At 64.3% G+C, this 23,432-nt stretch carries 22 protein-coding genes and 2 tRNA genes; 14 read left to right on the top strand and 10 right to left on the bottom strand.

Going from position 1 to position 23,432, the window contains the following annotated elements:
- Positions 1 to 11: 11 nt before the first annotated feature.
- From CSQ95_RS27085 to dkgB, 6 genes are all read right to left on the bottom strand, one after another.
- A complete protein-coding gene (locus CSQ95_RS27085; RefSeq protein WP_099411729.1) occupies positions 12 to 2,270 on the bottom strand; it encodes a xanthine dehydrogenase family protein molybdopterin-binding subunit in 2,259 nt (752 codons plus the stop codon).
- 10 nt (positions 2,271 to 2,280) lie between these two features.
- Positions 2,281 to 2,739: a (2Fe-2S)-binding protein gene (locus CSQ95_RS27080; protein ID WP_070292451.1), complete on the bottom strand. Its 459-nt coding sequence runs from the start codon at positions 2,737 to 2,739 to the stop codon at positions 2,281 to 2,283.
- Positions 2,740 to 2,871: 132 nt separating this feature from the next.
- Entirely contained in the window at positions 2,872 to 3,588 is a 717-nt protein-coding gene (locus tag CSQ95_RS27075; RefSeq protein ID WP_257218242.1) for a DsbC family protein, read from the bottom strand.
- Positions 3,589 to 3,759: 171 nt separating this feature from the next.
- Entirely contained in the window at positions 3,760 to 4,992 is a 1,233-nt protein-coding gene (locus tag CSQ95_RS27070) for an FAD-dependent monooxygenase (protein ID WP_257218241.1), read from the bottom strand.
- A 66-nt stretch (positions 4,993 to 5,058) separates the two neighbouring features.
- Positions 5,059 to 5,988: an LLM class oxidoreductase gene (locus CSQ95_RS27065; RefSeq protein WP_099411726.1), complete on the bottom strand. Its 930-nt coding sequence runs from the start codon at positions 5,986 to 5,988 to the stop codon at positions 5,059 to 5,061.
- 1 nt (position 5,989) lies between these two features.
- Positions 5,990 to 6,814, bottom strand: a complete 825-nt coding sequence (gene dkgB, locus CSQ95_RS27060; protein ID WP_099411725.1) for a 2,5-didehydrogluconate reductase DkgB — start codon at positions 6,812 to 6,814, stop codon at positions 5,990 to 5,992.
- A gap of 186 nt (positions 6,815 to 7,000) precedes the next feature.
- Between dkgB and CSQ95_RS27055 the strand changes: the two genes are divergently transcribed.
- A tRNA-Phe gene (locus CSQ95_RS27055) sits at positions 7,001 to 7,076 on the top strand.
- A gap of 128 nt (positions 7,077 to 7,204) precedes the next feature.
- On the opposite strand, the gene CSQ95_RS27050 is transcribed toward CSQ95_RS27055, so the two are convergent.
- On the bottom strand, positions 7,205 to 7,744 hold the full coding sequence (locus CSQ95_RS27050) for a DUF2058 domain-containing protein (protein WP_070223805.1): 540 nt from the start codon (positions 7,742 to 7,744) through the stop codon (positions 7,205 to 7,207).
- Positions 7,745 to 8,009: 265 nt separating this feature from the next.
- Here CSQ95_RS27050 and CSQ95_RS27045 point away from each other — a divergent pair, with 265 nt between their 5' ends.
- The 4 genes from CSQ95_RS27045 to CSQ95_RS27030 all read left to right on the top strand — a co-directional run bounded on the left by CSQ95_RS27045 (position 8,010) and on the right by CSQ95_RS27030 (position 13,674).
- The gene (locus tag CSQ95_RS27045; protein WP_046682222.1) at positions 8,010 to 8,315 is read left to right on the top strand and encodes a PsiF family protein; all 306 of its coding nucleotides are present in this window, start codon (positions 8,010 to 8,012) and stop codon (positions 8,313 to 8,315) included.
- A gap of 90 nt (positions 8,316 to 8,405) precedes the next feature.
- A complete protein-coding gene (locus CSQ95_RS27040; RefSeq protein WP_083287464.1) occupies positions 8,406 to 8,795 on the top strand; it encodes an energy transducer TonB in 390 nt (129 codons plus the stop codon).
- A gap of 128 nt (positions 8,796 to 8,923) precedes the next feature.
- Positions 8,924 to 11,194, top strand: a complete 2,271-nt coding sequence (locus CSQ95_RS27035; protein WP_099411724.1) for a bifunctional diguanylate cyclase/phosphodiesterase — start codon at positions 8,924 to 8,926, stop codon at positions 11,192 to 11,194.
- A 92-nt stretch (positions 11,195 to 11,286) separates the two neighbouring features.
- Positions 11,287 to 13,674, top strand: a complete 2,388-nt coding sequence (locus CSQ95_RS27030) for a S9 family peptidase (RefSeq protein WP_099411723.1) — start codon at positions 11,287 to 11,289, stop codon at positions 13,672 to 13,674.
- A gap of 371 nt (positions 13,675 to 14,045) precedes the next feature.
- On the opposite strand, the gene CSQ95_RS27025 is transcribed toward CSQ95_RS27030, so the two are convergent.
- Positions 14,046 to 15,041, bottom strand: coding sequence for a cytochrome-c peroxidase (locus CSQ95_RS27025; protein ID WP_099411722.1), 996 nt, complete (start codon positions 15,039 to 15,041; stop codon positions 14,046 to 14,048).
- Between the two features lie 208 nt (positions 15,042 to 15,249).
- On the opposite strand from CSQ95_RS27025, the gene CSQ95_RS27020 reads away from it, so the two are divergent.
- Positions 15,250 to 15,675 (top strand): hypothetical protein, encoded by a 426-nt coding sequence (locus CSQ95_RS27020; protein WP_099411721.1) that lies wholly within the window; start codon positions 15,250 to 15,252, stop codon positions 15,673 to 15,675.
- Between the two features lie 41 nt (positions 15,676 to 15,716).
- Here CSQ95_RS27020 and CSQ95_RS27015 read toward each other — a convergent pair whose 3' ends face one another.
- The gene (locus tag CSQ95_RS27015) at positions 15,717 to 16,487 is read right to left on the bottom strand and encodes a hypothetical protein (protein ID WP_257218240.1); all 771 of its coding nucleotides are present in this window, start codon (positions 16,485 to 16,487) and stop codon (positions 15,717 to 15,719) included.
- A gap of 119 nt (positions 16,488 to 16,606) precedes the next feature.
- Here CSQ95_RS27015 and CSQ95_RS27010 point away from each other — a divergent pair.
- From CSQ95_RS27010 to CSQ95_RS26980, 7 genes are all read left to right on the top strand, one after another.
- Positions 16,607 to 16,682, top strand: a tRNA-Phe gene (locus tag CSQ95_RS27010).
- 120 nt (positions 16,683 to 16,802) lie between these two features.
- Entirely contained in the window at positions 16,803 to 17,255 is a 453-nt protein-coding gene (locus CSQ95_RS27005; protein WP_099411745.1) for a helix-turn-helix transcriptional regulator, read from the top strand.
- 20 nt (positions 17,256 to 17,275) lie between these two features.
- Positions 17,276 to 17,707, top strand: coding sequence for a VOC family protein (locus tag CSQ95_RS27000; protein WP_099411719.1), 432 nt, complete (start codon positions 17,276 to 17,278; stop codon positions 17,705 to 17,707).
- The gene (locus CSQ95_RS26995; RefSeq protein ID WP_099411718.1) at positions 17,704 to 17,925 is read left to right on the top strand and encodes a hypothetical protein; all 222 of its coding nucleotides are present in this window, start codon (positions 17,704 to 17,706) and stop codon (positions 17,923 to 17,925) included. Before CSQ95_RS27000 ends, CSQ95_RS26995 begins: the two co-directional genes overlap by 4 nt.
- A 400-nt stretch (positions 17,926 to 18,325) precedes the next feature.
- The gene (locus CSQ95_RS30330) at positions 18,326 to 18,658 is read left to right on the top strand and encodes a hypothetical protein (RefSeq protein ID WP_099411717.1); all 333 of its coding nucleotides are present in this window, start codon (positions 18,326 to 18,328) and stop codon (positions 18,656 to 18,658) included.
- A 124-nt stretch (positions 18,659 to 18,782) separates the two neighbouring features.
- Positions 18,783 to 21,152, top strand: coding sequence for an acyl-CoA dehydrogenase (locus CSQ95_RS26985; RefSeq protein WP_099411716.1), 2,370 nt, complete (start codon positions 18,783 to 18,785; stop codon positions 21,150 to 21,152).
- A 71-nt stretch (positions 21,153 to 21,223) separates the two neighbouring features.
- Positions 21,224 to 21,469, top strand: coding sequence for a DUF1059 domain-containing protein (locus CSQ95_RS26980; RefSeq protein WP_070292440.1), 246 nt, complete (start codon positions 21,224 to 21,226; stop codon positions 21,467 to 21,469).
- Here CSQ95_RS26980 and CSQ95_RS26975 read toward each other — a convergent pair.
- On the bottom strand, positions 21,466 to 22,674 hold the full coding sequence (locus CSQ95_RS26975) for a TCR/Tet family MFS transporter (protein ID WP_099411715.1): 1,209 nt from the start codon (positions 22,672 to 22,674) through the stop codon (positions 21,466 to 21,468). The two genes, CSQ95_RS26980 and CSQ95_RS26975, sit on opposite strands and share 4 nt — an antisense overlap.
- 105 nt (positions 22,675 to 22,779) lie before the next feature.
- Here CSQ95_RS26975 and CSQ95_RS26970 point away from each other — a divergent pair, with 105 nt between their 5' ends.
- Positions 22,780 to 23,418: a TetR/AcrR family transcriptional regulator gene (locus tag CSQ95_RS26970; protein ID WP_099411714.1), complete on the top strand. Its 639-nt coding sequence runs from the start codon at positions 22,780 to 22,782 to the stop codon at positions 23,416 to 23,418.
- Positions 23,419 to 23,432 lie beyond the last annotated feature (14 nt).

Raw genomic sequence — 23,432 nt, 5'->3', positions numbered from 1 at the left:
AGCCGCTGCCGTCATGCGGCCGCCAGGTCGAACGGCAGCTTGCGCAGGCGCTTGCCCGTCAGGGCGAACAGCGCGTTGGCGAAGGCGGGCGCCAGCGGCGGCACGCCCGGTTCGCCCATGCCCGTCGGCGCATCGCCCGACGGCACCAGGTGCACCTCGATCACAGGCATGTCGGGCATGCGCGGCACGGGGTAGTCGCCGAAGTTCTGCTGCTCCACCACGCCATCCTTGAGCGTGATGGCCGCGCCGGGGATGGTCATGCCCAGCGCCATCAGCGCAGCGCCCTGCACTTGCGCCTCGATCGTCAAGGGGTTGACGGCCAGGTTGCAATGCACGCCCGCCCACACCTGGTGCAGCTTGGGCGCCCCCTCCACCACGGACGCTGTCACCACGTAGGCGACAACGGAATTGAACGACTCGTGCATGGCCACACCCCAGGCCTGCCCTTTCGGCAGCTTCTTCTTGCCATAGCCGGACTTGGCCACGGCAAGGTCCAGCGCGGCGATGTGGCGTGTGTGCTTGGTGTCGATCAGCTGCTTGCGGTAGGCGACGGGGTCCATCTTCGCCGCGTGCGCCGCCTCGTCGATCAGCGTTTCCATGACGAAGGCCGTATGCGTCGAGCCGACGGAGCGCCACCACAGCACGGGCACGTTCGCCTTGGCCGTATGCACGGACAGCTTCATCGGCAAGGTGTACGGCTCGCCCATGCCTTCGACCATGGTGCCGTCGACGCCATTTTTCACCATGAACGCTTCGAACGGCGTGCCGGCCATGATGGACTGGCCCACGATGGTGTGGTCCCAGGCGAGTATCTTGCCCTTGGCGTCGAGGCCGATCTGCGCGCGGTGCACATGCGACGGCCGGTAGTAGCCGCCCTTGATGTCATCCTCGCGGCTCCACATCAGCTTTAATGGACCGCTCTTGCCCGCAGCCCGGTACGCCTTGGCGACGTTGACGGCTTCGACCACGTAGTCGGACGAGGGCACGGCGCGCCGGCCGAAGCCGCCGCCCGCCATCATCGTGTGCAGGGTCACCTGCTCGGGTTTCAGGCCGGAAGTAGCGGCAATCGCCGCCTGGTCGCCCGTCTGGAATTGCGAACCGACCCACATCGTGCATTTGTCGGCCTGCAGGTCGACCACGCAATTGAGCGGCTCCATCGGCGCGTGCGCCAGGTAGGGGAATTCGTAGACGGCTTCGATCTTCTTCGGCGCCTTGGCCAGTGCGGCGACGTCAAATGCGCGCGCCACCGTGCCCGGCGTCCTGGCCAGCGCCTTGAAAGCGGCCAGCTGCTTGTCGCTGCTGACCTTTTCCACGGCGCTGCTGTCCCACTCGATCACCAGCGCATCGCGTCCCTGCTTGGCGGGCCAGTAGCCGTCGGCGATGACGGCCACGCCGCTGCCGCCACGGTCGGTCTTCACTTCCAATACCTCCAGCACGCCCTTGATGGCTTTCGCCTTGCTGGCGTCGAATTTCGCCACCTTCGCGCCAAACACGGGCGGGCGCGCCACCATGGCCACCTTCGCGCCGGGCGGTTTGAAGTCGATGCCGAATTGCTGTTTTCCCGTGGATTTGGCGGCCGCATCCAGGCGTTTCACGGGTTTGCCGATGATGGAAAATTCGCGCGGGTCCTTCAGTTTGACGGTGGCGGGCAAGGGCTGGCGCATGGCCGCGTCGGCAAACTCGCCATACGTCGCCTTTTGTCCCCCGGGGCCATACAGCACGCCCTTGGCGGCCCGTACCTGGTCGGGATTGACTTTCCACTGCGCGGCGGCGGCGCCCACCAGCATGGCGCGCGCCTTGGCGCCGATTTCGCGGTACTGCGTAAACGAATGGGCGATGCTGCCCGAGCCGCCCGTCATCTGCATGCCATAGGCGGCATCCTTGTACTGCTCGCCGGCCGGCGCCAGTGCGCCATGCACCAAGCTCCAGTCGGCGTCGAGTTCCTCGGCGATCAGCATGGGCAAGCTCGTTTGCACGCCCTGGCCGAATTCGAGCCGGTTCACCTGCACCGTGACCGTGTTATCGGGGGCGATGTGCAAAAAGGCGTTCGGCGCATACACGGGCTTGGCGGGAGCGGCATCGGCCGCCTGCGCCAGCTTGCCTGCGCCGGGCAGGAAAAATCCCAGCATCAAGCCGCCGCCGGCCACCGCGCCGGCCTTCATGAATCCACGCCGCGAGACGCCATCGGCCACCGGCGCCGATACCAGCGCCGTGCCCAAGGTCACTGCGCCATGCTGCAATGCTTCCTGATTCAACCATTCGATACGCATGTCGCTCTCCTCAGGCCAGGGTCTTGGCCGCGTCCTTGATGGCTGCGCGGATCCGTTGATAGGTGCCGCAGCGGCAGATATTGCCGCTCATGGCGCCGTCGATGTCGGCATCGCTGGGCGACTTGTTGGTGCGCAGCAGCGCCGTCGCGCTCATCACCTGGCCGCTTTGACAGTAGCCGCATTGCGGCACGTCGTGGCGCACCCATGCCGCCTGCACGGCCTTGCCCACCTGGTCGTTTTCCATCGCTTCGATGGTGGTGATCTTTTGCGCGCCGACCGAGGAAATCGGCGTGATGCAGGAACGGATCGGCTGGCCGTCGAGGTGCACCGTGCAGGCGCCGCACAGGGCTGCGCCGCAACCGAACTTGGTGCCCGTCATGTTCAGGTTATCGCGCAGCGCCCACAGGATGGGCGTGGAAGGATCGGCGTCGACTTGCGTGTCGCGTCCGTTGATATTCAAGGTAATCATCTGCTGCTTCCCCTTTTTTGGATTGTTATGGCGTCTACGAACTACACTTGATGATACGACAGCGGAAAAAAACGCAAAAAAAAGCGCGCCTTGCGAGGGCGCGCCGTCCAGCCTTCCTGGCGACAGCCCGGATTACTTAATGGTCGAGAATTTCTGTTCCAGCGTCTTCGCATCGACCGCGCCCGGAATGCGGCTGCCGTCGGCAAAGAAGATGGCTGGCGTGCCCGAGACGCGCAATTGCTGGCCCAGGGCGAGGATTTTTTCGTGCGGGTTGGCGCAAGTGGCGGCGACCGTGGCTGGCGCCTTGCCGTTCAACATCCAGTCATCCCAGGCCTTGTTGCGGTCCGGCGCGCACCAGACATTGCGCGACTTGACGATGGAGTCCGGCGACAGGATGTTGTACATGAAGGTGTAGACGGTGACGTTGTCGATTTCCTTCAGCGCGTTCTGGCGGAAGCGCTTGCAGTAGCCGCAGTTCGGATCTTCGAACACGGCGATCACGCGCTTGCCGTTGCCCTTGACGGTTTTCATGGCCGAATCGAGCGGCAGGTCCGAGAACTTGATGCGGTTGACTTCGTCCAGGCGCACCTTGGTCAGGTCTTGCGACGTCTTGGCGTCGAAGACGTGGCCGACGAACAGGTATTGCGCGGATTTGTCCGTGTACAGGATGTCGCCGCCCGTGCGCACTTCGTACAGGCCGCCGTACGGGGTTTCCTTGACCGAGTCCACCTTGGCGCCTTCGCCCAGGCGCGGCTCGATCAGCTTTTTGATGCTCGCTTCCGTCGGCGTTTCCGCGCCGGCGCACGACATCATCAGGCCCGAGGCCATCAGCAAGGCGATTTTGCTCATGCTTCTGTTCATTGTTATCACTATCACTTCTCCACTTGAAACGCCCGGCGGGACTGGCCTCTGGCCCGGCGTCGTTATCTCTTCGACAAAACGATCGCCGCAGACCAGCTGCGGCGACCTTGAATTTTCACTAGTATCATTATCCGGCGATATCTTAAGATACGCTGATATTTACGGATGTCCCAATGCGTGCGAGATCATTTTTCGCTTCAGCGCAGGTAATTTATCCAGCAAGTTTAATCCCAAATTGCGAACCACGCGCAACGGCTCCAGATCGGCACCGAACAAACGCGCCAGGCCATCGGTGGCCAGCTGCATCAGCAGCACGTCTTCCTTGCGCGCGCGGGCATAGCGGGCCAGCACGCGCTCGTCGCCAATGCCGCGGTGCGCTTCGCGTTCGCCGATCGTCTTGACCAGCTGCGCCACGTCGGCAAAGCCCAGGTTCATGCCGTGGCCGGCCATCGGGTGCACCACGTGGGCGGCGTCGCCCACCAGGGCCACGCGCGGCGCCACCATGGCGTGCGGGCGCATCAGGGTCAGCGGGAACGCGCGCACCAGTTCCGGCTGCAGCGGCGTGAGTTTACCCAGTTTGTCGTGGCAATACGCGGCCAGGCGCGCAGCCAGGGCGTCGGCCGATTCGGCCATCAAGGTATCGGCCAGCGCATCGGGCGCCGACCAGACCAGCGAAACGCGGTCGCCCGGCAGCGGCAGCAGCGCGACGATGCCTTCGCTGCCCGTAAACCACTGGTGGGCCGCGCCATGGTGCGGTTTTTCGCAGGCGAAGTTGCTGACCACGCCGCGCTGGCCGTAGGAGCGGTAATCGAGACCGATGTCGCACTGGCCGCGCACCCACGATTGAGCGCCGTCAGCGCCCACGACCAGCGCGCAGGTGATGGTGTCGCCGCCGTCGAGGTGCACGATGGCCGAGTCGTTCGTCCATTCCAGGCGGCTGGCGCGGCCCTGCAGCACGCTGACGTTCGGCGCGAATTTCAGGGCGGCGTCCAGCGCCTGGCCCAGGTTGCGGTCTTCGACGATCCACGCCAGGGCGCCCACATGGGCGCCGTAGGCGTCGAAACCGAGTCCGCCCGCCTGCGCGCCGTCGCCGTTGACCAGCATGGCGTCGACGGGCGCCACCCTGTCGCCCTCCAGCGCGCCCCATACCTTCAGCGACGACAGCAGCTGGTGCGCCGTATGATTGAGCGCATACACGCGCACATCCCAGCTGGCTTCGACCGGCCTGGCGGTGGGTGCCGGAGGGTTCGCCGGGGATAACAGCGTGACGCTTTGTCCTGCCTGGGCAAACGCCAGCGCCGTGGTTTTCGCGATGGCGCCATTGCCGACGATGCAAACGTCGCTGTGGCTGTGCATGAAGCGCCGCATGGTGGGGGGAGTGGGACTGTTCATGCGGTCATTATAGCGTTTGCCCCACCCTTTTCAGCTAGTCCGGAAGTACAGAACGCATGCCCCAGGTCAAGCGGTGCCATGAAACACGGGCAGCACGTATTCGCCGATCTCCTGCATCGTCTCGGCAAGCGGGCGGCGGTTATGCCGCAGCTGCAGGCCGATATGCCGCACGCCGGCCGCGCGCATGGCGTGCAGCTCGGCGATCAGTCCATCGCGCCCCGCGCGCCCGCCGAAGCGGAAGCGCTGCAGCGGCAAGGTCGGATCGTCATCCAGGTCCAGGTGGATGAAGCTGACATACGGCTTGTCACCGCCGGCCACGGCCCGCCATTGCGCCGCACGCCGCGCATGGTCTTCCGGCGTGCCCGGATATGCGAGCCAGCCGTCCATCTGCGCGCCGATCCACGCGGGTGATTGCTGCGCCAGCCCGGCCACCAGCAGCGGCAACGGTGCTGCCGGCTTGGGCAGCAGGCGGATGCCGGGCGGCAGGCGTATATCTCCCCAGTCGCGCAGCATGGCCACCTGCTCGCGGAAGGCGGCGCCGCGCTGATCGAAATCGCGGCCGAAGACGGGATACTCGACGGGCCGGTCGCCGCTGGCCACGCCCAGCAGCAAACGCCCGCCGCTCAACTGGTCGACGCTGGCCGCCGCTTTTAAAGTCAGCACCGGTTCGCGCAGCGGCAGCACCACGGCGGCCGTGCCCAGCAAGATGTTCTCGGTGATGCCGGCCAGGTAGCCCAGATAGGTAAACACCTCGAAGACCTGGGCCGCGTCGCCGAACGACGGATCGTACAGGGGCACGTCGCGCAGCCACAGGGCCCTGAACCCCAGGCGGTCGGCCAGCTGCGCCAATTCTGCGTGCCGTTTCATGTCGGGTTCGCCCGGCACGCGGCGCGACGCCGCATGCGCCTGGCGCCCCATGGACGACCAGTCATTGTCGAGCGGCAGTTCCAGGCCGATACTGAAACCGCCCTGCCCCAGCTTCGTCATGGCGCCCATCTCAATCCCACTGCGGCGCCAGGCCGTCCGGGTTGGCCAGGCGCTCGCCCCGTTCCAGGGCGGCCATCTGCGCCATCTCGTCCGGCGACAGGGTGATGCGCCGGAAATGCAGGTTCGCTTCCAAGTTGGCGCGCTTCGTCGACGACGGAATCACGGCAAAGCCCTGCTGCAGCGACCAGCTCAAGGCTACTTGCGCCGGCGTCACGCCGTGTCTGGCTGCAATCGCCATGATGACCGGATCGACGACCACCTTACCGTACGCGAGCGGCATGTAGGCCGTGATGTGGATGCCCTGGCTGCGAGCGAACTCGATGACCTTGCGGTTTTGCAGGAAGGGGTGGATCTCGACCTGCTGCGTGGCGATTTCCGCCGCGCCCACCGTATCGATGGCTTGCCGCAGCTGCGCATTCGTGAAATTCGATACGCCGATGGCCTTGGTCAGCCCTTGCGCCTTGGCCTGCGCCAGCGCCGCCATGTACTCGGCCACGGGAATCGCGTCTTGCGGCGACGGCCAGTGGATCAGCGTCAAATCCAGCTGCTCCAGCTGCAGCTTGTGCAGGCTGTCTTTTAAACTGGGAATCAGCTTGTCGCGCTGCAGATTGTCGATCCAGATCTTGGTGGTGACGAACAACTCGTCGCGCGGGACGGCGCTGGCCGCGATCGCCTGACCCACGTCGGCTTCATTGCCGTAGATTTGCGCCGTGTCGATATGGCGGTAGCCGACGTCGAGGCCCGTGGTGACGGAATCGATGACGACCTGCCCCTGCAGGCGGAAGGTGCCCAGACCGATTTCAGGGATGGCGGTGTGTTGGGTAGTGGCGTGCATGCGGTAATCCTCTCAAGTCAGTAACGATGGCCACACTATGCGCCCATCCTTTGTTGAGAAAAATACCGTTTATATCAAATCATATTTGCCCCCTACGCAAGTAACGGAGTGTAAATCCTGGAAATGCAGGAAAAGTCGCAGCTGGCTCTTGCATTCCCGTTTTGGTCTGCTATAATTCGCCACCTTGGCCTGGTAGCTCAGTCGGTAGAGCAGAGGATTGAAAATCCTTGTGTCGGTGGTTCGATTCCGCCCCGGGCCACCAAGAATTCGTTTCACGTTCAAAAACGCCACCTTCGGGTGGCGTTTTTGTTTGTAGTCCACATAAAAATGGGCCGTTTCCGGCCCGCAGTTACGCCAGTCCGGCACCGTCGGCACCGGGCAATCACCCTCTTACCACATCAAATCATCGGGAATCTGGAACGCCGCGTACGGATCATCCTCGTCCACTTGCGTGCTGGCCTGCTTCACGCGCACGACGATGGCGGGGTCGCGTTCGGCGATCTTGTCGGCGATGATGCGCGGCACCAGCTCCACGGCGCCGCCCAGGCAGACGATCACCAAACGGCCCGCCACCAGGTGGGCTTGCACGGCGGCCGTCACGTAGATGCGCTCGATCTTGTTGTTGAACGTGAAGTTATACGGCACGTCGCCGTTGTTACCCTTGCTCTGGCGGTTCTTTTGCACCATTTGCGCGATCTGCGCCACGATGGCTTTCTGGTTGGCGGCCGCATCGCGCTGGGCGTTCAGTTCGCGCGCGCGTTCCGCGTTCTTGCGCTGGGTCTCAAGCGCGGCCAGGCGCACCTCGTCGACGCTTTGCGTGCCGCTCTTGCGCTCGTCCTTTTTCTGCTTGCTCTTGTCCTGGTTGGCCAATTTGACCTTCTTCTTGTCGACCAGGCCGGCCTTTAAAAACTGCTCTTGCAACGAGACCATAACTACTCCGTATTGAGGGTGCGCCGGCCAAGGCAGCGGCATCGGCCGGTGGAAAGACGCTAGCATAGCAAAAAACGGGGCCGCTGCCGCCGCAACATGGCTGCCCGGGCCAGCCGGCGGGGGCGTAGCGCCGGGCAGTAACAAAAAGACACACTCGAGTGGAAATTTTGTTGATAAATGTCATATAGTTAGTTACGTTCTGCATATCGGCAGTTTCCAGCCGGTTGCATGCCCCCTTCCATCGTTTGCGTCTAAAGGATTTGCCATGAAACAATTAATCGCCCTCTGCATCGCTGCCGCGTTTGCCAGCACCGCCTTTGCCGCCGCACCGGAAGCGGCACCCGTCGCCAAGACGGCGCAACAGTCGAAAATGACCACCTGCAATGCGGATGCCGCCGGCAAGAAAGGCGATGAGCGCAAAACCTTCATGAAGGAATGCCTGAGCGCCAAGCCGGCGCCGGCCATGACGCAGCAAAACAAGATGAAGGCGTGCAATGTCGACGCCAAGGACATGAAGGGCGACGCGCGCAAGGCTTTCATGAAAGAATGTCTGAGCGCACCGAAGAAATAGGCGCCGCTTCGAAGCGCCCGTGTGCGCTTCACCCCACAGCGCCAGCCGACAGGCTGGCTTTTTTTTGCTCCCACCATTTGGAGTTCCCCCTTGCCCTATCGCCTGTCCCCTTTCTCTGCCAGCAGCCTGCTGGCCTCCGCCTGCCTCGCCACCCTCCTGGTCGGCTGTCACACGGTCACGTCGGCTCCCATTTCGGCACCGGCCGTGCGCGTGCCGGCCAGCATGCCGGCCGGCTGCGCGCCGCCAGCCTGGCCCGCGGGCGAGAAACGGCGCGGTGCCCAGGGCCGGGTGACCTTGCACTTCACGGTGCAGGCAGACGGCAAGGTCAGCGAAGCGGCAGTCATCCGCTCCAGTGGCTATCCCGCCCTCGACGAGGCGGCCCGCGATGCGCTGGCCAAGTGCGTCTTCCAGCCCGAAACGCTGGACGGAAAGCCCGTCGCCAGCAAGGTGATCATGCCCTACCAATGGAGCAATGAATGAGGCGGCAACGCTGAACGCCGGCAATCATGACCAATGATCAAGATGACAAGAGGATTGATAGCGCGTAATATTTACTCAGCAGTAATGCACGGCGCGGCGGCAGCTTACCCCAGGGGAAGGATGGCAGCGTGGCGATATCGAGCGATCTCGCGCACTGGCGCGGCCTGGTCTTTACCCGCCTGTTGCAGGTGGTGCTGCTGCTTGGCATCGTCACGGCCATTCCCAGCGCGCTGCTGGCCGCGAGCGAGGCGATCTGGTCCATCGTCGTCCTCGACTTGCTGGCCATCGGCTGGATCGGTCTCATCTGGCACCTGCGCGCCATGCCCTACCGCTGGCGCGTGTGGCAATTCCTCATCGTCGCCTATCTGGTGGGCGTAGGCCTGCTGCTGAAAATCGGTCCCGTCAGCCAGATTTACATGATGCTCATGCCCGTGCTGGCGGCACTGCTGCTGGGCATGCGGCCAGCCTTGTCGACCCTGGTCCTGACCACGCTGACCATCTTTTTCCTCGGCCTGCATCCCGACGTCGCCCTGCGCCTGCCGGGCACGCCCGACTCTCCCGTGCTGCGCGCGCTGATCGTGGCCCTGAACTTCCTGTTTATCGCCGCCGTGCTGACCCTGTCCTGCGCCTTTCTGCTGCGCCACCTGGAAGACAGCAGCCAGGCCTTGTCGCAGCTGAACGCCGAGCTGCGCCTGACGGCCACGGCGCTGGCCCGTCTGAACGACATGGTGATGATCGCCGAAGTGCTGGACGGCCCGCCCGAGCCCGGCGCCGGGACGGTATCGGCCACGCGCATCATCTTCGTCAATGACGCCTTCGAACGCAGCAGCGGCTATGCGCGCGCCGAGGTGCTGGGCCGCAGCCTGCTGTTCCAGCAAGGCCCCGCCACCGATGCGGACGAACTGGCGCGCATCGCCGCCGCCATGGCCCGTGCCCAGCCGGCCAGGGCGGAATTGCTGAACTACAACAAGGCGGGCAAGGCGTACTGGGTCGAAGCGGAACTGGTGCCCTTCACGGATGCGGAAGGCAGGCAGACGCACTGGGTGGCCGTCGAGCGGGAAATCGACGAGCGCAAGAAATCGGAAGCGGACATCCACCGCCTGGCCTTCTACGACGTGCTGACGGGCTTGCCCAACCGGCGCCTGCTGATGGACCGCATCGGCCACCTGCTGGCCGCCGCGCCGCGCAACCAGACCATCAGCGCACTGATGTTCATCGACCTCGACCACTTCAAGCACATCAACGACGCGCGCGGCCACGCCACAGGCGACGCGCTGCTGCGCCTGGCGGGCGAACGGCTGGCGCAGCTGATGCGCAAGGCCGACACGGTGGCGCGCATCGGCGGCGACGAATTCGTCGTGCTGCTGGCGCACCTGGCCGATGACCTGGACAGCGCCGCCCGCGCGGCGGCACAGGTGGCCGAGAAAATCCGCGCCGCCATCGCGCGCGACTTCGAGATCGGCGCGCAGTCCTATCATTGCAGCGCCAGCATCGGCGTGACCCTGCTGCCGAAAGCGGGCCAGCAGGCGCACGACCTGCTGCGCGAAGCGGACATCGCCATGTACCGCGCCAAGGCGGAAGGACGCAACGGCATCGCCTTCTTTGAAGCGGCCATGCAGGCGGGCGTGGAGCGCCGCCTGACCCTGGAACGGGCGCTGGCGCGCGCCCTCGACCTGGGGCAATTGTGCATGCACGTGCAGCCGCAGGTCGACCGCCACGGCCGGGTGACGGGCGCCGAATTGCTGATGCGCTGGCCGCAGGCGGACGGCAGCCATATCGCGCCGGATATCTTCATTCCGATTGCCGAGGAATCTGGGCTGATCGTCAAGCTCGGGCACTGGGCCCTGCGCGAAGCGTGCCGCGCCGCCAGGGTGCTGGCGCAAGCTGGTCAGCCCATCCCCCTGTCCGTCAACGTCAGTCCGGCGCAGTTTCGCCAGCCCGATTTCGCCGCCCGCGTGCAGGCGGCGCTGGCCGAACACGGCACGCTGGCCGGCGCCCTGATCCTGGAATTGACGGAAGGCTTGCTGATCGACCAGCGCGACGCCTCGCTGGCGCGCATGCGCGAACTGGCGGACCTGGGCATCCGCTTTTCCATCGACGATTTCGGCACCGGCTATTCCAGCCTTTCCTACCTGACCTCGATGCCGCTGTACGAACTGAAAATCGACAAGCGCTTCATCGACGACACGCCGCGCGATGCGCGCGACACGGCCATCGTGCAGGCGATCCTGGCCATGGCGCGCCACCTGGGCTTGCGCGTCGTGGCCGAAGGCGTGGAAACGCGGGAGCAGGCCGACTTCCTCGTCGCCCACGATTGCGACGGCTTGCAAGGCTTCCTGTATGCGCGGCCGATGCCGCTTGACGACTTTCCCGGCTGGCTGGCCCGGCATCAAGCTTAGCTTTCCGACATTTCCTGCACGAAACTCCTCCGCTAGAATACCGGCCTCATAGCCTGTACCTTCACCATCCCCCTTGATTAAAGCGATCTCCGATGCGTCTGGTTCTTCCCCTGCTGCCGCTCCTGCTGCTATCTCTGCTGCCCGCCGCCCATGCGGCCCCCTCCCCCGCCGCGCCCACGCCGATCACGCTGGACCAGGCCATGGCCGATCCCGACTGGATCGGCACACCCGTCGAAGCGGCATGGTGGGGCTGGAATGGCCAGCTTTACTACAAACAAAAACGCCTCGGCTCGCCCCTGCGCGACACGTTTCACTTATCGGGCGCGCATGCGAAACTCAATAGCGGCAAGAGGGTCGACGATGCGCAGCTGGCGAACCTCGATGGGCAGCAGATGATCGTCAACCGGGCCGGCACGCGCGCCATCCTGCTGCGCAACGGCGACTTGTTCGAGCGCGACCTGAAAAACGGCGCCTTGATCCAGATCACGCGGGGCGTCTCCGCCATCAGCGACCCGCAGTATTCCGCCGACGGCGGCGCCGTGCAGTACCGCAGCGGCACCGACTGGTTCAGCTGGAGCCGTGCCGACCGCCTGAGCGCCCCCGTCGCCCTGCTGCGCGCGGCCAAGGACCCGGACGCCAAGCCGGAAGCGGACGCCCTGCGCGAGCTGCAGCTGCGCCTGATCGTCAACCTGGCGCGCCAGAAGGACGACCGCGACGCGAGCCGCGAGCGCCGTCACGAAGAGCGCCGCCTGGACGCCACGCGTGCGCCGGAACCGATCTACCTGGGCGACAAAGTGACCATTTCCGGCAGCGCCCTGTCGCCGGACGGCCGCTGGCTGCTGTTCGTCACGCAAGACAAGGCCGCCGAAAAGGGCAAGCTGGGCAAACTGGCACGCTACGTCACGGAAACGGGCTATCCGGAAGCGGACGACGAGCGCACGCGCGTGGGCCGCAACATGCCGATCGCGCAAAGCCTGAAACTGGCGGACCTGCGCACGGGCCAGGTACGCGAGATCGCTTTCGACAGCCTGCCCGGCATCGCCACCGACCCGCTGGCCAGCCTGCGCGCCGAACAGAAGCTGCCGCCGCTGAAAGGCAACCGCCCCGTGCGCATCGACGCCCAGCGCGACGGCATCGCCTGGACCGATGACGGTTCCAAAGCGGCCGTGCGCGTGCGCGCCATCGACAACAAGGACGGCTGGCTCGTCACCGTCGACCTGGCCAACGGCGCCCTCGTGCCCGCGCACCGCATCAGCGACACAGCCTGGGTCAACCGCCGCGCCGAGGAATTCGGCTGGCTGCCCGACAACGCCACCCTGTGGTATCTGTCCGAGGAAAGCGGCTACGCCCACCTGTACACGAAAACGGGCGCCGCACCCGCGCGCGCCTTGACCAGCGGGCAATGGGAAGTGAGCGCCGTCGAATGGAGCCGCGACGGCAAGACCGCCTATTTTATGTGCAACCCGCAAGCGCCAGGCACGTATGAAGTGTGTGCCAGCACGGCCAAGGATGGCGGCGCGCGCGAAGTCACCAGTTTGAAAGGCGTGGAAAACTTCGGCCTGTCGCCCGATGGCGGCAAGCTGCTGCTTCGCTATTCGACCAGCTATATGCCGGCCCAGCTGGCCACGGTTTCTGTCTCTGGCGGCAAGGCGACTATCCTGACCGATACGCGCAGCGACGCCTTCAAGGCGCGCAACTGGGTCATGCCGGAACTGGTGCAAGTGCCGTCCACGCATGGCGCGGCGCCCATCTGGGCCAAGCTGTATCGCCCCGCGCAGCTGGAAGCGGGCAAGCGCTACCCGATCGTCATGTTCGCGCACGGTGCCGGCTACCTGCAAAACGTGACGCAGCGCTACCCCGTGTACTTCCGCGAACAGATGTTCCACAACCTGCTGGTGGAGCAGGGTTACATCGTGCTCGACGTCGACTACCGCGCCTCGCTCGGCTACGGCAGCGCGTGGCGCACGGCCATCTACCGCCAGATGGGCCACCCGGAACTGGAAGATTTCATCGATGGCGCCAACTGGCTGGCAGCCCGGCACCAGGGAGACATCAAGAATGTGGGCATCTATGGCGGCAGCTATGGCGGCTTCATGAGCCTGATGGCCCTGATGCGCGCCCCGGAAATCTTCAAGTCGGGCGCCGCCCTGCGTCCCGTGACGGACTGGACCACCTACAACCACGAGTACACGGCCAACATCCTGAACACGCCGGACGTCGACCCGCAGGCGTATAAAATCTCGTCGCCCATCGAATACGCCGACAAACTGACGGGTAACCTCCTGATCGCCCACGGCATGATCGACGACAACGTGTTCTACCAGGATTCCGTGCGCCTGTCGCAGCGCTTGATCGAGCTCAAAAAGGACAACTGGGAAATGGCCAGCTACCCGATGGAGCGCCACGGCTTCGTGCAGCCGGAAGCGTGGTATGACGAGTACCGCCGTATCTATCAGTTGTTCCAAAGAACCTTGAAGTAATCGTCCTTGCCCGGATCGCTCGGCACAACCTGTCGGATTACGCGAGGCAAGGCCTCGCTAATCCGACCTGCGCCAGCGTCCCCATGATGACGCCCGGCACGGGGCAGCATGAAGCCACCTTATCAAGGGAAAGGTGTAAGAGGAGCGGTAGGTCGGATTAGCCCGCATGGGCGTAATCCGACACCCCACTCGGCAACACCTGTCGAATTACGCGAGGGGAGGCCTCGCTAATCCGACCTGCGCCGGCTTCCCCATGATAACGCCCGGCACGGGGCAGCATGAAGCCACCTTATCAAGGGCAAGGTGTACAAGGAGCGGTAGGTCGGATTAGCCCGCATGGGCGTAATCCGACACCCCCACGCTCCCATCGCTCAGTCAAACGGCACCGGCCGCGGCGTCGTATCGCTCGATGGCGGCAGGATCGGCAGCACGAGGTGCGGCTGCTTGCCCGTGAGGGTTTTCAGGAACGCGACGAGTTGCGCGTTTTCATCGGGCGCAAACGTGCGGCCCAGCTGCAAACGGCCCATCACATCGACGGCCTGCGTCAGGGTGGCCGCTTCGCCATCGTGGAAGTAGGGATACGTCAGCTCCACGTTGCGCAGGGTCGGCACCTTGAAGTTGAAGCGGTCGGCATCCTTGCCCGTCACGGCCGAGCGCCCTTGCGCCGTCATCGCCGTCTTGTACGGTTCCACCACCCCCATCTTCTGGAAAGTATTGCCGCCGACGGCGGGGCCGTTATGGCAGGCGATGCAGCCGCTGGATTTGAACAGCTGGTAGCCGGCCAGCTCGTCTTTCGTCAGCGCGCTTTTCTTGCCCATCAGCCATTGGTCGAAGCGCGAACCGGGCGTCACCAGCACTTCCTCGAAGGCGGCGATGGCGCGCGTGACTTGCTTGATGGTCAATTTATCCTGGCCAAATACTTGCCGGAATTCCGCGCGGTAGGCGGGAATCGAGGCCAGCACGTCGATGGCCAGCTCGTGCGTAAAAGCCATCTCGCCCGGATTGGCGATGGGGCCGCCCGCCTGCTCCTGCAAATCCTTGGCGCGGCCATCCCAGAATTGCGCCACGTTCATGCTGGAATTGAGCACCGTTGGTGAGTTGATGGGTCCGCGCTGCCAGTTGTGGCCGATCGACGTCTTGATGTTATCCGTGCCGCCCATGCTCAGGTTATGGCAGCTATTACAGGAAATAAATCCGGAACGCGACAGCCGCGGATCGAAAAACAGTTTCTTGCCCAGTTCGACCATGGCCGGATTGGCCACCTTGGCGGCCGTGATGGGCTGGATCGGCTCCTTGCTGGCGGCGTGCAGCGTGCCGCTGAAAGCGAAGCTGGCGATGAAGACAAAGGGGGAGAGGATACGGCGCATAGTCTAACTCCTGGAAGCATTCCCGAATCGGCGGTGCACGCCGGCGCGGGAATGCAGCGCGGCGGCCCGGTCGCCACCCGACCATCGCTGATTGGATGTTGATTTATATTAACTTTGACGGCTTGATAATGAAAATGACCGGCGTCAAGGATCGTCCAGCGCGCGAATCGCGCTTGCCATTTGGGCAAGCGTGGCACATGATGAAGGCATGCATACTTCTACCTACTCCGCCCTGCGCACCGCGTGCGCCGCCATCCTGCTGCTGGCCACCAGTGCCTGCGGCAGCGCCCCCGCACAAGATGCGCCACCCGCACCCGGCAATGCCGGCTTGCTGGCGCAAATTCAGGCGGAAGTGGGCGCCGCCGCCTGCGATTCCACCCAGCAATGCCAAACCATCGCCATCGGTGCCAAAGCCTGCGGCGGCCCCGAGCGCTATCTGGCCTGGTCCAGCAAGGACTATGACGGCAAAAAACTCAAGGCATTGGCCCAGGCGCAAGCCGAGGCCAGCCGCAAGCAGCAGCAGGCGGACGGCATGATGTCGACCTGCTCCATCGTCACGGACCCGGGCGCCACCTGCGAAGCGGGACGCTGCGTGCTGCAAAAAAGCGCCATGGGCGGCAGCTCGGCGATGTAAAAAAGCCGCTGGATCAGCGGCTTGCGTGATGCGGCAACACGTCAGGACTGCAGCTGCAAGGTCTTGACGATCTTGCTTTCCACCTTCTCGCCCGCGCCTGAGGTGGCATTCTTGCTTTCCTTGCGCAGCAACAATAAATGGTCGCCGCTGACGCCATACTGGCGCGTCTCGTCCGTCTTTTGCGTAAAGCTGACGACGACAAAGGCGCGCCCGCTCACGTCAAAGTGGAAATGGCTGGCCAGCGGCGTGCCGTCGGCGGCGATCCATATCTCGATGCCGCCTTCGAACTTCTTCACATACTTGCGGTCTTTCTCAGGCACCTTGTCGAGCGACAAGGTAAAGCTGAGCAGGCGCGCCGGCTTGCCCTTGTAGCTATCCACCTTCTCGCCGCTGAACACGGCTTCCTCGATCTCGCGCGACAGGGAATCGGCCGCCGACACCATGGAACGCAACTCCGCCGCCTTCATCTCCCCTAGTGCAAAGCCGATCGGCGTCTTGACCTTCGGGTCCTTCACCCTGGCGCGCTGCTCGGCCTCCACTTTCGCCAGCAAATCCTTGCCGTAGAGCACTTGCAAGCCCGCCGGTCCGCCCTCGACAGCCACCGTGGCCTGGCCGCTATCCTCTTCCGCCGCCTTGCCCTCGCCCTCGCGGCGCCAGGTTTTCGATTCCACCTGCGCCTTGATGGGCAGCTGGCCCTGCAAGCGCGCCAGCGCCGCATTCAGATCGGCCAGCCCGTCGGCCCGCGCCGTACCGCAAAACAAACTGAACAAGCCCGCAGCAGCCAGGCCCTGCACTCCAATACGTCGCTGCATCGCCACATCCCTTCAGCTCATACAAGGATGCCAAAACACCATGTTTTGGCCATCTGTTGCATTTGAACACAGCTAGCCCTGGTCAGGTGGAAAGTCTTTCTGCTATAATTCGCCGCCTTGGCCTGGTAGCTCAGTCGGTAGAGCAGAGGATTGAAAATCCTTGTGTCGGTGGTTCGATTCCGCCCCGGGCCACCAAGAATTAGTTGTGACAGAACGCCAACCCTCGCCGGTTGGCGTTTTCGTTTGTGGCCGAGAGATCGATGCATCGGTCTCATTGCGCTCCTGTTGGCGGTCCATGTTTGGCGCGAGGATAGAATGGGTCAGAGTCCCCTGCTATTGCGGCGATTGTTGCGTGCGAAAGACAAGATGGACGGCGCGCCCCACGAGGATTGGCCCGTCCACCGCCTTGCGCAAGTGAGCGCCGTCTCGGTGGCCTACTTCGCGCGCGAATTCAAAAAAGCCTTCGGCGTACCGCCCCATCGCTACTTGCTTACCCGTCGTATCGAACGGGCCACGGCGCTGCTGCGCGATACCGACCTGCCCATTACGGAGATCGCGCTTCAAACAGGATGGGCCAGTCTTGGCACCTTTGGGCGCATCTTCCGTGACATCACCGGCGCAAGCCCGGGCGAGCTTCGAACGCGCGAGCGGTCAGTTCCGCACTTGGGGGAACATATCCCCGAATGCGTCATGCGCGATGCCCGACGGCCAAACCTGAATACCGCAGTTTTGGAGAAGCGGCGCAGGAAAGCAACTGGCAAACTATAGCTTCAATCCAAGGAGCTTATATGACTCACAGTGTCAATGTCGTCGGTCTGTATGTGCGCGATCAGGACGAAGCGCTTGCGTTCTACGTCGACAAGTTGGGATTCCGCGTCCACACCGACGTTCGAAACGGCGACTATCGCTGGCTGACGGTGCAGCATGCGGAGCAGCCAACGTTCCAGCTCGGCTTGTTCACTCCCGGACCACCGATACATGACGTGGCAACCGCGCAGGCCCTGCATGAGATCGTAGCGAAGGGAGCCATGCCGCCACTGGTACTCCTGGTCGACGACTGCCGTGCCGAATACGAACGCCTGAGCAAGTGCGGCGTTGAGTTCACGCAGGAGCCCGTGGACCGCTACGGACAGGTGGATGCCGGCTTTCGCGACCCATCAGGCAATGGCTGGAAAATGATCGGGGCCGCAACCAAGTTACATTCGCGGCAACCGTCATGAACTGGGGCCATTCGATTCGGCAAGGCCACCGCTGGCTGTCCATCGTTTTCACCTTGACGGTGATTGCCAACTTTGCGGCAAGGGCCATGGATCGGGCCGAGCCGTCGCCGTGGATAACGTACTCGCCGCTGCCCCCGCTCTTTCTCATGTTAGTTTCCGGCCTGTACCTGTTCGCGCTGCCATATACGGCCAAGCGGCGCAGCAGGCCACGCGCCTGACCATGCAAGCACCGCGGTGCTGATTCACGGCATAGCCTGGCGATTGCCGGACGCGAGGCGCTTGTTGGAAAGCCTTGTGCCGGAGCTTCGATTCCGGCCCGGGCCGCCAGGAATTCGGCAAAAAATATCAAAAAGCCATCCTTCTGGCTGGCTTTTTTGTTTTCGCTAGCAAACAACACCATGCCATCCATCGCCAGCTATGTACGCAAACGAACGGACTGCAGCCGCCCAAGAGCCCATGCTGCAGGCAGACCATCACTTTCCCTCCCGCCGCCAGCGCCCTGCGCGACACGGCTGATGGGTCGGCTGGTCAGCTCTCCCGCCACACCGCCATGCGAAACTCGCGCCCGACGCCGTCGAGCCGTTCCGTACATTACGGCTCACTGCCAAAGGATGCATCATGAAACCTACCCTGATATTGCTCGCGCTCGCCTCTACCCTCGCCCTGACCGCTTGCCAGCGCGAAGCGCCACCTGCGCCGACCGTGGTCCAAGTCGTTCCCGGCCCTGCCGGCGCGCCTGGTCCTGCAGGCGCCACGGGTGCCACGGGTGCTGAAGCGCCTGCCGGCGCGACCGGTGCCACCGGCGCCACGGGCCAGACCGGCGACAGCGGTGCCGCCGGATACGATGGCGCCAAGGGCGCTACCGGTGCACAAGGCAACGATGGCGCCAAGGGCGACGATGGTGCCAAGGGCAAAACGGGCGATACGGTGATTGTCGTTCCGCAACGCTAATACGCCTCACGCCAGACACCACAACGCCAACCCCTGCGGTTGGCGTTGCTGCGTATGCGCTGTACCGCACAGTAACTTCGGCCGCATCGGCCTACCCTGTCGTCATGACACAGGGAGATATCGCATGCTGACGCTCATATTGATAGTGGCCCTGCTGGGCCTGGTTGTACTGTTCGCGCCCGGCCCCGTGCGCCGCGCCCTGATTTCCCCGCACCTGCTGACCCTGTTCAAGCGCATCCTGCCGACGATGTCCGACACGGAACGCGACGCGCTCGAGGCGGGCACCACCTGGTGGGATGCCGAGCTGTTTTCCGGCCGACCCGACTGGACAAAATTGCTGGCATATGGACGCGCTTCGCTCAGCGCCGAAGAGCGCCATTTCCTTGACCACGACGTCGAACGCTTGTGCGAACTGGTCGACGACTGGGAAACGCAGCAGGCGCAGGACTTGCCACCGCAAGCCTGGGCCTACATGAAAAGCCAGGGTTTCCTCGGCATGATCATTCCCAAGCAATACGGCGGCAAGCAGTTCTCCGCCTACATGCATTCGCAAGTGGTGATGAAACTGTCGAGCCGCTGCTCGGCGCTGGCCGTGACCGTAATGGTGCCCAATTCGCTGGGACCGGCCGAGTTGTTGTTGCACTACGGCACCGAAGAACAGAAAGATTACTACCTGCCGCGCCTGGCCGCCGGCACCGAGATCCCGTGTTTCGCGCTGACCAGCCCGTATGCGGGCTCCGACGCGGCCGCCATCCCCGACCTGGGCGTCGTGTGCATGGGCATGCATGAAGGTCGCCCCACCCTGGGTTTCCGCCTCACGTGGAACAAGCGCTACATCACCCTGGCGCCCGTGGCGACCTTGCTGGGGCTGGCATTCCAGACCAGCGATCCCGACCACTTGCTCTCCGACAACGATACGCCCGGCATCACCTGCGCCCTGATCCCCGCCAGCCACGACGGCGTGGTGATCGGCCGCCGCCACCATCCGCTCAATGCCGCCTTCCAGAACGGCCCCACCTCCGGCAACGATGTCTTCATTCCCATCGAGTGGGTCATCGGCGGCCAGGCGCAAGTGGGGAAAGGATGGCGCATGCTGATGGAATGCCTGGCGGCGGGACGCGCCATCTCGCTGCCCTCGTCCAGCGTGGGCATGGGCAAGATGGCCGTGCGCGGCACCGGCGCGTATGCGGCCGTGCGGCGCCAGTTCAACATGCCGATCGGCAAGTTCGAAGGGGTGCAGGAAGCGCTGGCCCGCATGGGCGCCAACCTGTACCTGATGGACGCGGCCCGCACCCTGGCCGCGCACGCCGTCGACCTGGGCGAAAAGCCGGCCGTCATTTCCGCCATCGTCAAATACCACGTCACGGAACGCGGACGCGCGCTCGTCAACGACGGCATGGACATTCTTGGCGGCAAGGGCATCTGCGTGGGTCCGAACAATTTCCTCGCCAGCGCCTACCAGCAAATCCCCATCGCGATCACGGTCGAAGGCGCCAACATCCTCACGCGCAGCCTGATCATCTTCGGCCAGGGCGCCATCCGCGCGCATCCATATGTACTCAGGGAAATGGCCGCCGTCAACGAAAGCGACGGCCGCAAGGCACTGCGCGATTTCGATGCGGCCTTCTTCGGCCACGTGGGCTTTGTGCTGGGCAACCTGGTCAGGGGGTTGTGGTACGGACTGGGCGGCGCCCGCCTGGCGGCCGTGCCCGATGCCAGCGCGCCCGCGCTGGCGCCCTACTACCGCGCCCTGACGCGGCTGTCGACGGCGTTTGCCGTCATGACGGATATGTCGATGTTCGTGCTTGGTGGCGAACTCAAGCGCCGCGAGCGGCTGTCCGCCAGATTGGGCGACGTGCTGGCGCAGCTGTACCTGGCTTCGTCAGTGCTGAAGCGCTACGAGGACGATGGCCGGCCCGAGGCCGACCTGCCGTACGTACACTGGTCGCTGCAGGATGCGCTGGTGAAGGCGCAGCAGGGCTTGACGGGCGTGCTCGACAATTTCCCCGCGCGCGTGCTGGCCGTGCTGCTGCGCACCTTGCTGTTCCCGTTCGGCCTGCCCCACCGCCCACCGTCCGACGAGCTGGGCAGCGAAGTGGCGCTGGCCCTGCAAACGCCGGGCGCGGACCGCGAACGCCTGCTGGCCGACGGCCATGTCGCCAGCGAGGGCAACGATCCCGTCGCCTGCGCCGAGCGGGCGCTGGCCTTGCTGCCCGAGGTTTTGCACATCGAAAAACGCCTGAAGGACACGCCCGAAGGCGCGGCCCTGCGGCACCTGCCGCAAAGCCTGTCCGCCATGCAGCCGTGGCTGGCTGCAGCCAAGGCGGCAGGCACCATCAGCTGCCAGGAACACAATTCCTTGCTGGAATATGCGCGCCTGGTCGACGGCTTGATCCAGGTCGACGATTTTGCGCCCGATGCGGCGCATCAGGCTCACAGCGGCGGCGTGCGCCGTCTTGACGACGCGCCGACCGGCGAGAGCCGCGCGGCCTAGTCCAGGCTGCTTTGCGGCCTATACTGAATGGAGCGGGTGCTGTGCCCGCTCTTTGCAGAAAGGAGTCGATCATGACGCGCAAATTCATCGATTGCCGGGAATTCCCCAGCGACACGCATTGCTCGGTGGCCATCTCGGCCGACAGCGAAGAAGAGCTATTGGGTATTGCTGTGGAGCACGCAGTCTCGGTACACCATCACCACGACACGCCGGAGTTGCGCCAGCAACTGCGTCAATTGTTCAAGGACGGCATGCCGCCCGAACACTTGCCCATGACGGGGCAGGCCGGCAGCAGCGGAGCCTCGCACACGCACTAGCCTGCCAGGGCTTGCGCCGGCCTCTGCAAGCGCAAGCCCAGCACAAGCGGCACCAGCGCCGCATACACGACGATCACCGACAACCAGACGGCGCCGGGCCAGTACGCCCTGACGCCAAAGTAAATGCTCGAAAACACCAGCGGGCACAGCACGGATGCCAGGCTCACGGCCGAGGCCAGCACGCCCTGGAACTGGCCTTGCCGGTCGTCGGGCACTTGCCGCGTGGCCAGCGATTGCAGGGCCGGCGCGCCGATGCCGCCCAGGGCGAACACGGGCATGATGGCGAAGATCATCCAGCTGCGGGTGGCAAAGGCCATGGCGACCAGCGCGATGCAGGCGCACGCCACGCCCCCCAGGATGGTAGCGCGCTCGCCCAGCAGCTTCACGGCGGGGCCGGGCAGGAAGGCCTGGGCCAGCGCCTGGCACACGCCAAAGGCGCCCAGCGACAGGCCGATCCACAGCCCGTTCCATTCGAACGCATCGTGGCCCCACAGTGCCCAGCACACGCCATACACTTCGCCGGCCGCGCTGAAGGTAAAGAAGATGGCGGTGATCGGCAGCAAGCTTTTCTGAGAAAACACCCAGCGCAGCGGGCGCAATGGATTCAATGCCGCCAAGTCGATTTTTTCGCATGTCGGCGTTCGTGATTCGGGCAACGTGAACAAGGCCAGCAGCAGGTTGCCGGCATTCAAGATAGCCGCCGCCATGAACGGCAAGCGCAATCCGTAATCGCCCAGCGCGCCACCGAGCACGGGGCCGATGATGAAGCCGGCGCCGAACATGGCGTTGAGCAAGCCGAAACGGCGCGCCCGCGTTTCTTCGGGAGAAATATCGGTGATGTAGGCCGTGGCCACGGACACATTGGCGCTCGTCAAGCCTGCGATGGCGCGCCCCAGCAACAGCATCCACAGGCTGGGCGCAAACGCGAGGAACAGGTAATTGACGGCCGCGCCCGCGAGCGAGAGCAGCAGCACGGGGCGCCGCCCCAGGCGGTCGCTCAGCGCGCCCAGCACGGGCGCAAAGATGAACTGCATCAGCGCATACAGGGCCGTCATGATGCCGATGTACGCCGCCACGTTATCGGCATGCGTGACGTCGCGCAGCAGCGCGGGCAAGATGGGGAAGACCAGGCCGATGCCGATGGCATCGAGCACGACCGTGGCAAAGATGACAGGCAGCGCTGTCGCCGGAATGGCTATTTTCATATACTCAATCTAAATATGTACTCAGTACATAAATAGTACGCCCAGCCTGGCTGCACCATCAAGCCTTATCTGTACTCAGTACACTTCGTGTATGATCGCAGCAACATGACGATTCCTTCCGACCTCCGCTCCCGCAAACGCCTTGCCACCCGGCAAGCCATCTCGAATGCCGCCACGCGTTTGTTTTTCGTGCGCGGCTTCGAGCAGGTGACGGTGGACGAGATCGCGGCGGCTGCCAGCGTGGGGCGCATGACGGTGTTCAACCACTTCCCCCGCAAGGAAGACATGTTCTTCGACCGCGAGGAAGAGGGACGCGAACTGCTGCGCGCCGCCTTGCGCCAGCGTGATCCCATGGTGCCCCCGGTCGAAACGCTGCGCCTGCTGGTGCACCGCCTGGTACGGGAAGACAGTCCCTACGTCACGTTTTCCGCCGCCGGCCAGGGTTTTATTGCCACCATCGAGGCCAGCGAGACCCTGAAAGCGCGGGCGCGGGCGATCCGCGACGAGTTGGCGCAAGTGGTGGCAACGGCGCTGACCGACAGCACGGGGCGCGACGCGCACGATCCCCAGGCCCGGCTGGCGGCCAGCCTGCTGCTGGCCACCTGGAGCACGGCCCTGATCGAAGCGCACCGCGCCTTCGCGCGGCATGGCGACGCGCAGCTGGCCAAGACCCGTTTCCTGGCCCTGGTGGACCAGGGGCATGTCGGCCTGAAGGCAGCGTTGGCGGGCACGCCTTACGTCTGACGTTGCCGGGCATC

The organism is Janthinobacterium sp. BJB304 (assembly GCF_002735765.1).
Lineage (GTDB): Bacteria > Pseudomonadota > Gammaproteobacteria > Burkholderiales > Burkholderiaceae_D > Janthinobacterium.
This window is presented reverse-complemented; position numbering and strand designations above follow the sequence as displayed.